Below are 16,444 nucleotides of genomic sequence, written 5' to 3'. Positions count from 1 at the left end.
TTTGTGAGTTAAGCGTCTGCTTACTCAGGGCAAATCTATTACAATTAAATGGCGTAAGTTCAAATAGGATCACTATATGCTGCTAGAGCGGATCGAGATTTCCGGTTTTCGTGGGATAAAACGACTCTCCATTGCATTCGATGAACTCACTACCCTAATTGGAGAAAATACGTGGGGCAAATCGTCTCTTCTTGATGCTCTTTCGGTCGCCCTACCTCCAGAAGGCGTGCCTTATCAGTTCGAAATGACAGACTTTCACGTCGATTATTCGAGTTCACATCCACAAACGCAACATCTTCAAATCGTAATCAGCTTGATATCAAATGATAAGAAGGAGATTGATTCCGGACGTTATCGCAAAATAAAGCCGATTTGGATTCAGAATGATCAAGGCGACAACAAGATTATTTACCAGTTGAGTGCAAGCCGAGATGGCTACGATATTGAAACCCGATATACGTTTCTTGATAAATCCGGCAACCCTTTACGCTTGCACCATTCTGAAAAATTAGCTCAGGAATTAATGACGCTTCATCCTGTGATACGTCTCAAAGACTCACGACGTTTTCAACGGCCGCCAACGACTCGGGTTGATAACAATAGCTTGATAGAAAAACGCATTGATAACACTTGTCGGCGGCTCATGTCCATTCCTGGTCATGTCAATAAAGGGGAGATGAAAAGCAGCCTAAAATCCATGAGTGTGTTGGTCGATCACTATTTTTCATTTAAGTCGAGTTCACGGAAAAACCCACGTAAGCAAAGAGACGGAATTTTTTTTAGTGGTAAGCCAACCAAAAAAAGCATTTCTCAAATCGTCGAAGAGACCAACAGTAAACAAACACGTTTGCTTTTTATGGGATTGCTGAATGCCTATTTGCAAGCCAAAGGCCCAAACAAACTGCGCCGTTGCGCTCGACCACTCCTCATTTTAGAAGATCCCGAAGGTCGACTTCACCCCACCCACTTAGCCAGAGCTTGGAGTTTACTTCAGCTGTTGCCGATGCAGAAAATCCTGACGACCAACAGCGGCGATTTACTCGGCCAAGTCCCTTTGAGAAGTGTTCGTCGTCTCGTTCGTCAATCAGATCGAACGATCAGCACATACTTACCATCGAAAGGCTTCAGCAAAGATGAGTTGAGACGCATTGGATTCCATATTCGCTTCCATCGTACTGGGGCGTTATTTGCTCGTTGCTGGTTATTGGTGGAGGGCGAAACCGAAGTATGGTTATTTAACGAGCTCGCCAACCAGTGTGGTTACAACTTGGCAGCCGAGGGGGTTCAGATTATTGAATTTGCGCAGTCGGGCCTGCGCTCTTTGCTCAAAGCTGCCAAAGCATTTGGGATTGATTGGCATGTCGTTACCGACGGCGATTCTGCTGGAAAAAAATACGCTGCGGCGGTACGAGCGCAGCTCGAAAATGAGCATGAGCGCCATCGTTTGACTGAGTTACCTGACCAAGATATCGAGCATTATCTATACAATCATGGTTTTGAATCTTTTTTTAAACAAATGGTGAAGATCCCTGCAGACCACCCTATTCCTGCGAAAAAAGTCGTCACTCGTGTACTGAAAAAGTTCGCCAAGCCCGATTTAGCGCTCGCGATTGTCTCTCATTGTGAAGATCAGGGAAGTGAGTGCATTCCTTTATTGCTCAGATGGACACTGAAGCGAGTTGTGACCATGGCGAACGCCAATACCTAATTATTCAGGGTTGGTTGATTGCGCTGACCCCTTGGGTAATGAGTCGCTTGATGGGGTTGATGATTGCTTGTGTAACCAGAGGCCACTGGTTTTCATCAGGTAGCCAAAGACACCACCAATGACCAGCGAAGGGGCGACAAGTTGCCATTGCCCCTGAGCGGCAAACGTGGCACAGCAGCCAATGAATGTCCCAGGGATGTAACTCAGCCAGCGCTGTTGTGCTTGTACACACATCAAAAACGCGACAACCGCTGTCGCGGCATAGCCTAAGACTTCAGCCGATAAGAATTGTGACACATGGATGATCACCATTGCCCAAAATACACCTGCCATATTGGTGATTAAGCTTATTGCTAATCCTTTTGCACCACTGATTGGGGCGGCAAAATAGCTGGTACAGCCCAAAAAGCCGGCCCAAGACAACAATCCTAGAGAAATGGCGACCCATCCCCAAAGTCCTGAAAGAATGCCGGTTGTTAGTGCAATCGCATACAGTGTGCTCATAGAGCCTCGCTTGATGTGCCTCTAAAAGGCCAAAAATTACAAAGCGAAATAGTAAAACGAAAAGCGGCGCATTGTTAAGATAAATATCACATAAAAAAGTAATATAATTGCAACAAAATAAAAAATATGTGATCTAAAATTAATTATGTCATGAAATAGTACGATCGCTGACGTCAACACACTGAGCGGGCTACTCTCCCCGCCTTTGATATTGATTTGGACTCTCACAATACGCAATTTAATGCACTTTAGTTTTGTACTCGCTTATTGCAATCTTTATCATAGGATGTTTGGAGAGTAGTCCATTTCTGAGCTTTCGGTCCCGTTCGTTCAACAACAGTGTATAGGAGACTCGCACGATCATGACTTCATCCTTTTCACCCGCCGAGATGATGGTAGAGGCAGAAAAATACGCCCTTGCTAAGACAACAAAAAGTACCCGAGTTACCGTCGTTCTTGCCATGATGGCTGGGGTGTTTATTGGCTTGGCTTTTGTTTTTTACATCACGGTCACCACCGGCAATGGATCAATGAACTGGGGGTTAACTCGCTTAGCCGGCGGGCTCGTGTTTAGTATTGGTCTTATTCTCATTGTGATTTGTGGGGGAGAATTGTTTACCAGTTCGGTCCTGTCGAGCATTGCTTGGGCGAATAAACAGATTACGCTGTCAAATATGCTGTCTGTTTGGGGAAAGGTTTACATTGGTAACTATCTCGGTGCAATGGCATTGGTGATATTGGTTATGGGGGCAAGTCTATACCAAATGGACAACGGGCAATGGGGATTAAATGCCCTCAAGATAGCGCAGTACAAATTGCAGCATTCTTTTACTGAAGCCTTTGCTTTGGGCATATTATGTAATCTACTGGTCTGTCTCGCCATATGGATGACTTTCAGCACACCCGATGTGCTGACAAAGGCATTAATGACAATGCTGCCTGTTGCCCTGTTTGTCTCTAGTGGCTTTGAACACTGCGTGGCCAATATGTTCATGATCCCTCTGGGAATCATTATTCAACACTTTGCCCCGCAAAGCTTTTGGGATGCGATTGCGACTTCGCCTCTTCAATTCAGTGATGTGACTTTTGAGCGCTTTTTAATCGCGAATCTTATTCCGGTTACCTTAGGTAATATCGTGGGGGGCGCGGGACTTGTTGGCTTTGTCAACTGGTGTCTTTATCGCCGACCTATCAAGGCGGCAATATCGATCAATTTGGCCTCATCGCACTGCGATAAAGCAATGACGGAGGAAATTGACATGACTGAAACGATGATGGTCTCTGATATCATGACGCTCAACCCTATTACACTGACTTGTGAGATGCCGATACCTAACGCGATGGATATCCTGATCGATAACCTCCTCATTAGTGCTCCTGTATGCGATGCGCAAGGACAGCTAATGGGCTTCTTTTCTGTTCACGATGTCATGGTGGATTTGTGGTGTGACGATTATGTTCCAAATCCCAATCGTCGGGTTTTAGATGTCATGTCTCGAGATATCATAACGATCAGTCCAACGGACAGTCTGATGGAGGTCGTTGAATTTATGTGTATTGATAAGGAACAGCTGTACCCTGTTGCTCGTTCGGGAATAGCGACAACCTTGAGTACTCTGACGCTTGAAGAACGTGCCAAAAGTATCAGGGTCAGTAAACCTCATGTTCTTCCTGTGGTTGATAAGGGTCAGTTGGTTGGTGTATTAACACGACAGCATGTTTTGCAAGGACTGAGGCGTCGATATGTAGAGAAGGTTTTGGCCGTGTCCGCATAAAAAACGCCTCGACTAATATCGAGGCGTTGGTTGAAACGGTTTGTTTTACTTCTTAATCCCTTCGACATGTAACTCCATGTCAACGTAACTTGATGATCCCATGACGGGGATAGCAAAATCGGCAAGCTCAAGGCGCGTTGTACCATAGAAACCAGCGCGCTCACCACCCCATGGATCAGCACCGGCACCAATGAATTCAGCGGCGATAGTAATCGGCTTGGTAACGCCATGCAGATTTAAGTTGCCATTCACTTCCAATTGCCCGTTACCTTTATCAACCACACTGGTGCTATTAAATGTCGCGGTGGAAAATTTTGATGTATTGATAAAGTCTGAACCACGAATATGCTTATCACGCTCGGCATGATTTGAATCTAGGCTGGTGGTATCAATGTTGACGGCAATCGTCGAGGCCGTCACATTGGCAGGATCATAAGAGAAATTACCCTCAAAGGTATTGAATCGACCTTTGATAAAACTGTAACCAAGGTGGCTGATTTTAAAGTTAACCGAAGCATGCGCTCCCTTGGTATCAATTACATAATCCGCCGCGCTTGCCGCCATTGGCAAGGCCATTGCCATTGCTAGTCCGGTAGCAAATAACGTTTTTTTCATTTCGAAGCTCCTATCATTTTGCGTAGCGTGTTGTCTTTGTTAATCACATGATGTTTTATGGCAGCCAGTGCGTGCACCCCTGCCATCACAATGAGGCTCCAAGCAGCATAAAAGTGAATGTCTCCAGAGAGATCCGCTTGGTCATCAAATAAAGCACCCAGTCCAGGGACACTGAACCAGTTGAAAACGTCGATTCCACGACCATCTTCAGTAGAAATAAGGTAACCGGAGGCAAACAGTACAAACAAAACCAAATACATGGCCAAGTGCACAAGCCGAGCCCCGATTTTTTCAAGTGTATGACCTTCAATGTGCGGCGCTGATGTGGTCACTTTCCAGATCACACGAAGCACAGTGAGCCCCGCCAGCAATAAACCCACGGATTTATGCCAGTGCGGTGCCGTGCGGTACCATTCACTATAGTAGGTAAGGTCAACCATCCAAAGACCGGCTGCAAACATTGCGATAACCACTAGCGCTGATACCCAGTGAAATACCCGAGCCACCGCGTTATAGTTTTTAACTTCTGATGCCATAGTCTGATTCCAATTGCTAATGCCTCTCGTTTTCAAAGAGACTATCGGTTACTCCCGTTGTTAAACAGAGTATTTACGGTTCTTTACATTAATAAAAGTGTTTGGATTTGATTAAGTCATTCAAATTTTTTGAAGGAACTTATAGGGATGTGCGACGCGCTCCTAACCAGACAATTGGCGCACCATTCTTTAAGCCAAATTTACAGCGATTCAGAGAATACCCTATTCGACCGTATTATTGGATGCGTTTGACGTTATTTCTAGCTGAACTTTGACAGAGTGCAACAAGGGGATTGACCTCGTGTGTTTTAGTTGTGACACAACTTCAATCTTGTGCATAAACCCCTAAACAATCTCAAGATTTTGTAGGTTTAGTCTCTCGAAATCATGCTAATCTTATTAGTGTAAATATTCTTTCGGAGAAAAGTCTTGCTACTTGATGTACTAATACAAAGCGTGCATGAATTTCAAGCAGACTGCATGAAGTTGTGCGAAAAGCACTATCCGACTATCCACAATAAAGGTATGAGTGAACACCACTTAAGTCTTGCTTTTTCACGACGCCTGTCCAGAACCCTGATCGAATTCGGTCATCATTGTGAGCATGTCGCGCTCGATTGTATGCCAAACGCTGAGCATCCACATCATTACCGAATAAGTTCTGAGATTGGAACGGTTTGGGTTCTTTCATCTGATCTAGTCAGTGCGGGCAGTAATTGCCGCCAAAAGCTGTTTAGAGCCGTCACACATTGGCAACAAGAATACGCTTATGCGATCCAGCCCAATGATTTATTGCTGTTGATTAGCGATCACTGGATGTCGAGGAACCTGCAAAGTCGTGAACTTCTCCATTGGTGGGCGGGCCATTTACCGGATGAACTCGGCCAATATAAATCACAAGGGATTGATTTGCGGGAAAGCGATGAGCAACTTGCAGAGACATTAGAACAGCAGTTTGGTCTGTGCCCTTATTTCGTCAAATTTACCCATCCGCTGAGACGCTCAACCGACAAAAAATTAGTTCGGAAATATGTCCAATTGTATTCTGTGATTCAACTCAGCTAGTTTATCGCTTCGTTAGGTGTCATGGTACCTTAACCTTGTTCATCCATACTTGTGATAGAGCAAGATGATGTGGGTACAGAGTGAAAAAACTTAAACGCTACCAATACGAACGTTACGCTGTCTTGTGTAACCTTGCGTACTCCAGAGTTCTAAAACAAACTCGCTATGGCTTCGCCCCTAATGGCCAGCGTGTCATTGCCAATCGTTTTGGGAAACCACTCATGCGGGTGCTGTGGTCGCATGACAATGAGGAAGTGATTGTTGTGATAAAGGGGTCGCACAATATTTGGGATTGGTTGCTCAACCTTGCTCTATGGCAAAGACAGTGCCGCGCACTTGATCTTAATTACTCAATTCATGCGGGTTATTATTATCTTATCCTTCAAGAGAGTATGCCCGTGCACAAACAAGATCATTTGGGTACCAACGTATATCAACGTCTTTGTGCGATCCTGACCCCACTTATCGAGCAAGGTAAGCGAATCACTTTTACGGGCCATTCCTCTGGTGGAGCGATTGGTTGCGTACTCGCTGATGCATTTGAACAACGTTTCCCCAAATCGATTAAACGGGTTGTCACGTTTGGGCAACCTTCAATTGGCAACTATAGATTCAAAACCCGCTATCAGCTTAGCCACAAGACCTACCGGATCTGTTGTGACTTGGATATCGTGACGTTTCTGCCCCCACTCCCCTTTTTTTATTGGCATGTAGGAAAAATGCTTTGGTTATATAATGGTCGGATCTATGAAAATACACCGCCGCTCATGCGTTTTGGGCGTTCGATTGGTTCATGGTTGATGCGTCCATTTTCCTACCACTTGATGACCAAATACATTCGTAACAAAGATTTTTTTGATGAACGTTAATGTCGACGAGACTTTAGTGTTATCCACCTAATCATTCTCAGGGTACCCCTTTGGGTTGAGCGATTGCCAGCGCCATGTATCAAGGGCCATCTCTTGCAACGAACGACAAGCTTTCCAATCGAGCTCAGCTCGGGCTTTACTTGGGTCCGCCCAGTATTCAGCAATATCACCCCGCCGCCTTTCAACAATCTGGTAGGGTAGCGTTTGCCCACTGGCATACTCAAAGGCCTTGACCATATCGAATACACTATGGCCGTGGCCAGTGCCTAGATTATAAATATGGACGCCCGCTTTTGGCCCGACATGGATGAGGGCGGCAACGTGGCCATCGGACAAGTCCATCACATGGATATAGTCACGAACTCCTGTCCCGTCTTTGGTCGGGTAATCGTTGCCAAACACCAGCAAACATTTTCTACGCCCAACGGCAACCTGCGATATATAGGGCATTAAATTGTTAGGCACGCCTTGTGGGTCCTCGCCTAGCAGGCCTGAAGGATGAGAACCGATAGGATTAAAGTATCTCAGTAGGCTGATACTCCAGTCTGGATTGGCGATTTGAACATCCGTCAGGCACTCTTCGACCATACGCTTGCTGCGGCCATACGGATTCAAACCACCAGTGGGAAACTCTTCTCGCACTGGCACAGAGGTTGGTTCACCGTACACAGTCGCTGATGACGAAAAAATGAGGATGTTTACGCCCGTCGATCGCATCGCTTCAACCAAAGCCAGCGTGCCGTTGACGTTGTTGTCATAATATTTGAGCGGATTTTCTACCGATTCCTCTACCGATTTTGAACCGGCAAAATGCACAACAGCTTCAACACCATATGTGGTCAAGACTGTACTGATAGCCTCTGTATCACGAACATCCGCCTCAATGAAATTCGGTGTTTGTCCAGTCAGATGTGTGATTCGGTTCAAAACAGACCGCTTACTGTTTGATAGGTTATCGACAATCGTCGGTGTCATTCCCGAATGGATTAACTGAATACATGTGTGACTGCCAATATAGCCAAGACCGCCTGTAACCAGTACGTTCATACCACCCTTTCCCCGTCCCTTATTTTGTGTCGTAATCACTGTGACGCGCCAATATGACCAAGTCATGACAGATGTCTCTTAGTGTTAAGCCCTTCGACCCTCGTACTTTCTGAGCCATCCAACATCAAATTCAGCCAAAACTGACGCCCTATATTGTCAAAACAATGAAATAGATCACTGTTCGAGATTCGGTTCTATACGATGTTGAAGATTGATTGAAAATTGGAGGCGTTAATGACAAAACGTTCGATCACGTTAAATTGCGATATGGGTGAAAGCTTTGGACGTTGGAAAATGGGTCACGATGATTTGGTTATGCCGTGGATTGATATGGCGAATATCGCTTGTGGTTTCCACGCTTCAGACCCACAAGTGATGGCAACAACCATTAAACTGGCGTTAGAGCATGATGTACAAATTGGTGCTCATCCCAGCTACCCAGATTTGCAAGGGTTTGGTCGACGCTCTCTTCCGATGTCCTCTGAAGAAATCACCAACATGGTGATCTATCAGATAGGTGCCTTAAAATCTATGTGTGAGAGTCAAAATACTCAACTCAACTATGTTAAGCCTCACGGAGCTTTGTACAACGATATGATACGAGAGGTTCGCGTATTCGACGCCGTCGCTGATGCTGTGGCCTGCTTTGATGTTCCTATCATGATGTTGGCCTTAAGCGACAGTGATCGCCACTTGGATATTGCTGATAAGTACGAGCTGCCGGTGCTTTTTGAAGCCTTTGCTGATAGAACGTATCAATCAAATGGTTTGCTGACACCACGTTCAATGCCTGGTGCTGTGCTGTACCGAGAGGAAGATATTTTGGATCAGATTAAACAAATCGTCGACTATGGCAAAGTCCGCACTATCGATGGTTGTTTGATTCCTATAGAAGCCGACACGATTTGTGTTCATGGCGATAACCCACAAGCCATTGCGATGATTGAGAAGATTAGCAGTGTGATCCCCCGTTAGGAGTCGAGTGAGTGAATATACCAACGTCCGTTGACCCTGTTGCCGAGTGCTCAATACTGATTCACTTTGAAGCGCAACCCAGCCCACAACTTTCTTTGCTCATTGGAGAAATAAGCCGTTACTTGAGTAACCAATTTGGCGCAATGGTTATGAATGTTACTCCCTCTTTTGATTCGATTCTTGTTGATTATTTACCTCACCGGATTTCCATTTTTGAATTTGTTCCTTATCTTGAAAAGCTCGTCACCGAAGCCATTAAAGCGATGCCTGAAGACAGTGAAACCGCGCTCATTGAGCTGCCTGTCTATTATCATCAGGATGTAGGGCCAGATTTACTTTACTATCTTGAACAAGGGTTAGCCTTGAGTCAGGTCATAGAACATCATGCAAACCAAGAGTACACCGTGGGTGCGATTGGGTTTGCACCAGGCTTTGCGTTTTTGACTTCGGTTGCTGAAGTGTTATCACGTCCAAGACGGCCCTCTCCACGTGTGAGTGTGCCAAAAGGTAGCGTTGGTATTGCAAATGCCAACACGGCCATTTACCCAAATGAGTCTCCGGGGGGGTGGAATATTATTGGGAATTGTCCGATGGATCTATACCACCCCGATCAATGGCCTATTTTGCCTTTTACGATTGGCAGCAAAGTTCGGTTTAGATCCATCAACGAAGATGAGTACTTGTCATTGGGTGGCCAAGTGAGCCGGGGGTGGCAATAATGGCTCAGCATTATATTTCGGTGGTCAAACCCGGTCAGCAAACCCTCATTCAAGATTTTGGTCGGTTTGGCTTGGCGCATTTTGGTCTTTCTGAAGGTGGCCCTGTCGATGACTATGCCTACAGCTGGGCAAACCATCTCCTCGGTAACCTGACTAACTGCGCATGTTTGGAGATTACGCTTGGCCAAGCGGCGTTTTTGATTCACGCGCACTGTGAAATGGCGATCACAGGTGGAAACCTCAATGCACAGTTAGATGGAGAGTTATTGGACAATTGGTCAACCTTTTCCGCTCAGGCGGGACAGACGTTAAGCTTTTCTTTGCCAAAAAATGGACTGAGAAGTTATCTCTCGGTCAAAGGGGGCTTTATCGTCGAGCCGCAATTGGGAAGTTGCGCCACTGTCACCCGAGATCAATTGGGGGGATTGGATGGAGGGCGGCCACTACAGGCGGGTGATCGGCTCGCGTTTGGTTCTCATGCTGTGGCCGAAAAGCGACGTCAAATGACCTTCCGTTATAAACCAGATTACGACTTACCGCTTGAATTAAGAGTGATCGAAGGATATCAAGTGAACGATTTTGCAAAAGATGTGGTCAATGCTTTATATCAACAAACTTTTCGAGTTAGCCAGTTGGCCAATCGTATGGGCTATCGACTTGATAAGGGGACGGTTCCGCCGCCCCCGCACGAATACCTAAGTGAAGGCATTGCTTTGGGGGCAATTCAGGTGCCACCAAATGGTCAACCGATTATACTACTCAATGATCGTCAAACCATAGGTGGATACCCAAAAATTGGCTGTGTGGCCCGTATTGATCTGCCTCGCCTTGCTCAGGCAAGACCTGGTCAATTGGTCCGTTTTGTTCGAGGCGATCTACTTGGGCTTCAGGACGTCTGGTGCCAGTGGGCCCGGTTCTTTGGTTATTAGCGTGACGCATCGCTGCGTCAAACGCTGCCATTGGATTCAGAGTGGTTATTGGCCGTAAAAGCGTGCCAGCTCTTTGGGGTACAAACGCTTTTCGGCTAGTTGCTGTGCTTTTTGCTCAATCGCTTCTGGCGATAGCGACATACTGATCGGGTGAAGAGCTTCGATGGACAAGCCTCGGTAATCATACAAAGCCCACTCACGAACGAGCTTAGTCGCAGCCTCTAAGGCCGATGACCCTTTCACCACTTCAATTCGTGCATAATGATGCGATTCGAACGTTACATCAGCAGCGCGCAAGGTATCATCGTTACCTGGGATCTGTTGTGCACCAAATAATGGTGTGCCTGATTCAAGGGCGGTATGGTAGTCCGGAATAAACTGAGCAATGTGTTCGATTGCTCGTCTGGTACGGGTTGCCACCACGTCTGGCTCCCAGCCTTGTTCGAGCTTACGGTCCAATTCTGCTGGCAAGGTGGGTTGAGATGACGTCGGTCCTGTGGAAACTAATCCACCGTCAAATAAGGTGATGTCTTTTGTCATTCCATGCAACTGAAATATGCCACCTGGGTAAGGTGTGAGTTGTGCCATACCAGATGGTGTGCCACGTGGTCCATGAAATATTACCTCTGGCCATTGCTCGTTACACTCTGCCCAACGAGTGACGTAGGCGGCTTTGAACTCGACTAAGCGTTGTTTATGTGTCTGGGCGAGATCATCGATTCGGCCTGTTTGGTAACCACAGGCATTCACCAAGTAGTCAACATCGATAACAAAACCGTCTCCTTGTTCACCGCGACATTCAATAGCCCAGCCATCAGTGGTCGCCTCCAATCCCGTGACTTGAGTTTGGGTCAAGATCTGACAACGAGGCATGGACTCCAGCGCCAAGGTTACCGAAGCGGCAAGCCTAAAGACACTCCAGCCATGCTCTTGTACTGCGATAATCGGAAATTTAAGCGAATCAAGGTCGGTAGACTTGGCAAATGGAATCATCCAGTCGTCAATATTTTGAGGACATTGAGGTTGAATACGTTGAGCCAGAGTTTCCAGTTCATTGCGCTGATACGTTCTGTAATATTCATCAGGATCGCCTAGAACTTCATTTGCTGCGTCTTGTTCAACCAGCGTCGTATAACATTGTTGAATTGTTTTCAGGCGTCCATAGAGCGCGTCCGGTTCGCCCCCATCCGTGTGGGGGACCGCGATCACGGTAGGACGACGATTTAACGTATGAGGGTATAAGCGCACCGTCTCGATCGACTGCTTAAGCAACTCGATACATTGTGACGTCGAGATCTCTCGGTATAGATTACCGCCCGCGTGTAGGTGGCATATCGGCGGGCCACTGACCAGAGTGGCGTCCTTTTCGATCAACACGACCTTAATACCCAGTTCCGCTAAATGCAGAGCGGCAGTCGCCCCAGCGATACCGCCACCCACAACGGCAACGTAAGGTGTAGCAACGATGTTTTTCTTTAAGTGCATTAATGTGGCTAATTTATTCATTCTCAGAGTATTTTATCGAGTTTATCGCATTAAAAAAAACACAAATTTTGCAAGGGATAATTTAAATATTTTCAAGTAAAAAAAGTAAAAAAAACGCTTGACTCAGTTCTTAATTAAAATTGGAAATTATTACTGTGAATAACAAAAATCCTGTACACATTATCATTACTGGCCTTGGCGTATTGTACCACTTATCTACAGGCTAAGTTATCCCAAACTTTATCCACCGATTTTGTGGATAACTGTGTCAGTCAGACCCTTTAGCGTTAGCTAAGTGCTTTATTTATGGGGACTAGCAGCCGTTTTATCACACTGTTAACAACCAGAAAAAGTGTGCAAAACGTCACCAAGGGCAATGTAAACCACAGCGAAAAATGCAGATTGGGAGCTAGATCAAATCCAAACATCATGATGCCACCTACTACCATCTCGGCCCCAAATGTGGCGAGCAAACCAGCGACCAATGCCATTAAGCCATATTCTGCCCAAATGGTTCTCGTCACCCGTTTTTTGCTTGCTCCCAAGGTTCGATATAATTGGATCTCGGTTTGCCTCTGGCCAAGGCTCAAACGCAACAATGTAAAGATCAACAAAAGTCCCGAGAGCACGCCGAGCAACGCCAACACCGATATTGACCAAACTATCTGGCTCAACAATTGCTGAATTTTGGCCCCCATACTACGAATATCAAGCAAGCTGACCGTTGGGTGGTTTCTTGACAGTGTGTTGAGCACCTCATCGTGTTGGTCTTCGACCCTAAAACTGACCAAATAAGTCGCGGGGATATTTTTCATAACATCCGGGGTAAAGATAAAGTAGAAATTTGGCTTCATATCGCGCCACTCAACGTCGCGAATACTGTTGACTTGGGCGGTTACACTCTGGCTATTAATCACAAAGGTCAGAACATCACCGAGCTTGAGCCCAAGATCATTGGCGACATCCGCTTCAACCGATACGCCGTTACTGTCACTCCATTGGCCAACAAGGATACGGTTGTGTGCAGGACTGTGATCACTGAATGTAAAGTTTATCTCTCTGCTCAATACGTCGCTGCCCTCTCCACCACGTGCTCTATTTTTGGCATCGTCACCATTAATGTGTGATAAACGGCCGCGTATGATGGGATAATCTTGTGAACGCTCAATACGGTGTTCATCCAGCGCGTTGAGATACGCGTCTTTTTCATATGGCGCAATATTGAGTGCGAACGCATTGGGTGCATTATCCGGAATGGTTTGTTGCCAATCGGAAAGTAAGTCGGTTCTGACTAACCACATCACCGCTAGCAACATGAGTGACAAGGCTAAAGCGCCAAATTGGATCCCCGTACTGAGAGACGAACGATTGATCCTGCTCAAGGCCAGCTTAAACGAAGTGGAAAGGGGTAGACGGCCAAGCAAGCGGGTCATCCCCAAGCTCACCAAAGCCAGAATCACAAACAAGGCCACCATACCCGCCAATACGATCCAGACCAGCGTGTTGTCCCGATAAACCCAAAGCATGGGAATAATGGGCACGAGAATTAACCATCCTGTTAAACGGTTTTTTGGCGTGGCCACTTGAGTTTGCATCACCGCAGCCGCGTTAACATTAAGCAGGCTGATTAACGGGATGCCTAACGCTGGTACAGCAATGAGGAGGCTGCATGTAATGGATAAGAGCGCAGGTTTTATGCCATAACTGGGTAACGGATCGGGCAGCAGATCAACCAAAGGAATCCGCAATAGCGATTCAAGGCCAATGCCTATCACGATGCCGATGACCGATGCACTCGTCATCAAAATTAATACTTGAATGGCCAGCCAGCGACCAATCCAAAATTTGCTTGCCCCTAGGCTTTTGAGCATCGAAATTGTTTTTCGTCTGGTCGCCACATAGTGCTGACACGTCAGCACCAGTGTGGTCGCGGCCATTATCACCACGATCGCGACAGTCAAAGATAAGTACTGTTCCGTTCGTTGAAACACTTCATTGGTGCGGCTGGCGCTGTTTTGATCTCTCCAACGATCGCTGGGTGTCAGTTCTATACCTTGTTTGATGGCCTCAATAGCCGATTCGCTCCCGTTAATGAATAGCCGATAGCGAACGCGGCTGCCTTGCTGAACCGCGCCAGTGCGTGCCAGATCACTACTGTGTATAAAGGCCGAGGGCATTTGTTGGAATGGATTAAAGCTGAGTCCAGGTTCTTCTACGATTCGTCCTGTGATCGTAAAATCGGCATCACCGACCGTGATGTTGTCACCGATAGAGACGTCAAGTTGAGCAAAGAGACGTTCGTCCAGCCAAAGTTCTCCGGGCTTCACGGTATAGAATGGGTTTGTCCCATCGGATAACACCATTTCTCCCCTCAAAGGGTAACGACTATCGACGGATTTGACCCTAATAAGTTTCATGGCGTTATCACTAAACGCCATCGTCGCGAAGCGTGTTTGGGTCGAGGTCACAAGGTTATCACGTTTGGCCGCAAGATAGAGCGCTTCGGGGATCGGGTTGGCTGTGACAAATACAGTATCGGCCGTCAGGGCCTCTTTTCCTTGCTTGACTACCACTTGTTCCATTCGCTCTGCGAGAGCGGTCAGAGCGAATACACACGCAATGATCAGGGTCAGAGCAATGGTTACGGGCCATAACTGACCATGACGAATTTCACTAAGGCTCCAAGAAAACAAACGTCGGTTCAATGCTTTTGAGTATACTCTCGTCATTATGCTTCCTCTAAATGTCCAGATTGAATGTGAACACGTCGATCACAGAGCTGCGCCAAATTATGGTCATGCGTGACCAAAACTAACGTCGTGCCATGCTGTCTATTTAGGTCAAACAGCAACTCAATGACTTTCGAAGCGGTTTGTTGGTCTAGGTTGCCTGTCGGCTCATCAGCAAACAGAATTTTGGGTTGGATCATAAAGGCGCGAGCCAGCGCAACACGTTGCTGCTCGCCCCCTGATAATTGTGCTGGTGTATGATGCATGCGTTGCTCCAAACCCACGGAGGTGAGCAACATCTTGGCCCGTTCAACATTTTCGTCGTCACCTTTGAGAAGGCAAGGAAGGGTCACGTTCTCAATAGCACTAAGGCTAGGAATCAATAAGAAACTCTGAAACACAAACCCGATTGATTCGCTTCGAATCACTGCACGTGCCTCATCTGACAAGGTATCAAGACGGCTACCCAAAAGTTCAATCGAACCTGAACTCGGCGTGTCTAACCCAGCCAGCAGGGTCATCAGTGTCGACTTGCCAGCACCGGAGGTACCCACTATCGCTACCGTTTCCCCTTCTTTAATATCAAGATTTACATTGTTCAGGATTGTTAAATGCTCCTGATTAGTAGAGACTAGTTTAGATAGAGATTCTGCTTTTATAATGGATGCGTGCATGATTCGAATATTTTCCTTTGTCTTGATGAGCCTCATGACTTCCCTGCCAGTCAATGCTGCTAAGCTGTTGATTATTGGTGACAGTTTGAGTGCAGGATATCAGATGCCTCTCGAAAAAGCATGGCCCACTTTGTTAGCGGGTGTCATGGAACAAAAAGGAAAATCAGTGACCGTGGTGAACGGCAGTATTTCCGGTGATACCACAGGTAACGGCATTGCCCGCTTACCCGCGTTATTATCTGAGCATACGCCTGACATAGTGCTTATCGAACTCGGAGCCAATGATGGTCTGAGAGGGTTTCCCCCGAACCACATTCAATCCAACCTGACTCAACTTATCCAATTGGTCAAGCAAGCTGACGCTGAACCCTTGCTGATGCAAATACACGTTTTGCCCAATTACGGCAAACGATATACTCAAGCCTTCTCTGCCATTTATCCTCAATTGTCTCATCAGCTTAATGTTCCTCTTATCCCTTTCTTCCTCGAAGGCGTGATCACTCGCACTGGATGGATGATGGACGACGGCCTTCATCCTAAGGCGGTGGCACAGCCTTGGATCGCTGATTTCGTTGCCAATGAATTAATCAATTATCTCTAACCCATTGATTGCCATCTGTTCAACACTGAGATCATTCACGCTCTTGGTGACCACTCCAGTGGAAAAGAGGCTACAACGGCCGTTCAAGCGTTGTTTTATACGTACTGAATCGCGATGGGGATCAATGGCACCGCGTTGCTTGTTGTTTGTCTTATAAATAAGAACCGCGGCAAGTCACCCTTCTATTTGAGAGACAAATTGCGCTTTAGCCCT

Annotated in this window: 15 protein-coding genes; 8 read left to right on the top strand and 7 right to left on the bottom strand. The window is 46.5% G+C overall.

All coding sequences use genetic code 11. From position 1 onward, the window contains the following. Positions 1-76 precede the first annotated feature (76 nt). A complete protein-coding gene (locus HLM86_RS10055) occupies positions 77-1,708 on the top strand; it encodes an ATP-dependent endonuclease (RefSeq protein WP_076588760.1) in 1,632 nt (543 codons plus the stop codon). Here HLM86_RS10055 and HLM86_RS10050 read toward each other — a convergent pair whose 3' ends face one another. Continuing rightward, complete coding sequence (locus HLM86_RS10050) at positions 1,709-2,212, bottom strand: DUF1097 domain-containing protein (RefSeq protein WP_076588761.1); 504 nt, start codon at positions 2,210-2,212, stop codon at positions 1,709-1,711. It lies immediately after the preceding gene. Between the two features lie 362 nt (positions 2,213-2,574). Between HLM86_RS10050 and focA the strand changes: the two genes are divergently transcribed. Then, complete coding sequence (gene focA, locus HLM86_RS10045; RefSeq protein ID WP_170882660.1) at positions 2,575-3,987, top strand: formate transporter FocA; 1,413 nt, start codon at positions 2,575-2,577, stop codon at positions 3,985-3,987. A gap of 45 nt (positions 3,988-4,032) precedes the next feature. On the opposite strand, the gene HLM86_RS10040 is transcribed toward focA, so the two are convergent. Then, entirely contained in the window at positions 4,033-4,602 is a 570-nt protein-coding gene (locus HLM86_RS10040) for a YceI family protein (RefSeq protein ID WP_076588763.1), read from the bottom strand. Beyond that, on the bottom strand, positions 4,599-5,138 hold the full coding sequence (locus tag HLM86_RS10035; protein ID WP_170882661.1) for a cytochrome b: 540 nt from the start codon (positions 5,136-5,138) through the stop codon (positions 4,599-4,601). The genes HLM86_RS10040 and HLM86_RS10035 overlap by 4 nt, the downstream gene beginning before the upstream one ends. A 429-nt stretch (positions 5,139-5,567) precedes the next feature. On the opposite strand from HLM86_RS10035, the gene HLM86_RS10030 reads away from it, so the two are divergent. Together HLM86_RS10030 and HLM86_RS10025 are read left to right on the top strand one after the other, a co-directional pair. After that, positions 5,568-6,203, top strand: coding sequence for a hypothetical protein (locus HLM86_RS10030; protein WP_076588765.1), 636 nt, complete (start codon positions 5,568-5,570; stop codon positions 6,201-6,203). A gap of 80 nt (positions 6,204-6,283) precedes the next feature. Further along, positions 6,284-7,072 carry a lipase family protein gene (locus HLM86_RS10025; RefSeq protein WP_170882662.1) on the top strand — a complete coding sequence of 263 codons (789 nt, stop codon included), beginning with the start codon at positions 6,284-6,286 and terminating at the stop codon, positions 7,070-7,072. A 27-nt stretch (positions 7,073-7,099) separates the two neighbouring features. Here HLM86_RS10025 and galE read toward each other — a convergent pair whose 3' ends face one another. After that, positions 7,100-8,119 (bottom strand): UDP-glucose 4-epimerase GalE, encoded by a 1,020-nt coding sequence (gene galE, locus HLM86_RS10020; RefSeq protein ID WP_170882663.1) that lies wholly within the window; start codon positions 8,117-8,119, stop codon positions 7,100-7,102. Positions 8,120-8,353: 234 nt separating this feature from the next. Between galE and HLM86_RS10015 the strand changes: the two genes are divergently transcribed. Genes HLM86_RS10015 through HLM86_RS10005 form a run of 3 tightly spaced genes read left to right on the top strand, consistent with a single transcriptional unit; the run spans position 8,354 to position 10,742 of the window. Beyond that, entirely contained in the window at positions 8,354-9,094 is a 741-nt protein-coding gene (locus tag HLM86_RS10015; protein WP_076588768.1) for a 5-oxoprolinase subunit PxpA, read from the top strand. An 11-nt stretch (positions 9,095-9,105) separates the two neighbouring features. Further along, positions 9,106-9,813, top strand: coding sequence for a 5-oxoprolinase subunit B family protein (locus HLM86_RS10010; RefSeq protein WP_076588769.1), 708 nt, complete (start codon positions 9,106-9,108; stop codon positions 9,811-9,813). Next, positions 9,813-10,742: a 5-oxoprolinase subunit C family protein gene (locus HLM86_RS10005; protein ID WP_076588770.1), complete on the top strand. Its 930-nt coding sequence runs from the start codon at positions 9,813-9,815 to the stop codon at positions 10,740-10,742. Before HLM86_RS10010 ends, HLM86_RS10005 begins: the two co-directional genes overlap by 1 nt. A 45-nt stretch (positions 10,743-10,787) precedes the next feature. On the opposite strand, the gene HLM86_RS10000 is transcribed toward HLM86_RS10005, so the two are convergent. The 3 genes from HLM86_RS10000 to HLM86_RS09990 all read right to left on the bottom strand — a co-directional run bounded on the left by HLM86_RS10000 (position 10,788) and on the right by HLM86_RS09990 (position 15,630). Beyond that, on the bottom strand, positions 10,788-12,248 hold the full coding sequence (locus HLM86_RS10000; protein WP_170882664.1) for an FAD-dependent oxidoreductase: 1,461 nt from the start codon (positions 12,246-12,248) through the stop codon (positions 10,788-10,790). A gap of 266 nt (positions 12,249-12,514) precedes the next feature. Beyond that, complete coding sequence (locus HLM86_RS09995) at positions 12,515-14,956, bottom strand: ABC transporter permease (protein WP_076588772.1); 2,442 nt, start codon at positions 14,954-14,956, stop codon at positions 12,515-12,517. Then, positions 14,956-15,630 carry an ABC transporter ATP-binding protein gene (locus tag HLM86_RS09990; RefSeq protein ID WP_170882665.1) on the bottom strand — a complete coding sequence of 225 codons (675 nt, stop codon included), beginning with the start codon at positions 15,628-15,630 and terminating at the stop codon, positions 14,956-14,958. The genes HLM86_RS09995 and HLM86_RS09990 overlap by 1 nt, the downstream gene beginning before the upstream one ends. Here HLM86_RS09990 and tesA point away from each other — a divergent pair. After that, a complete protein-coding gene (gene tesA / locus HLM86_RS09985) occupies positions 15,629-16,231 on the top strand; it encodes a multifunctional acyl-CoA thioesterase I/protease I/lysophospholipase L1 (RefSeq protein ID WP_170882666.1) in 603 nt (200 codons plus the stop codon). The genes HLM86_RS09990 and tesA overlap by 2 nt on opposite strands. The last annotated feature ends 213 nt before the right edge of the window (positions 16,232-16,444 follow it).

It is taken from the genome of Vibrio ostreicida, from assembly GCF_013074385.2.
GTDB lineage: Bacteria > Pseudomonadota > Gammaproteobacteria > Enterobacterales > Vibrionaceae > Vibrio > Vibrio ostreicida.
This window is presented reverse-complemented; position numbering and strand designations above follow the sequence as displayed.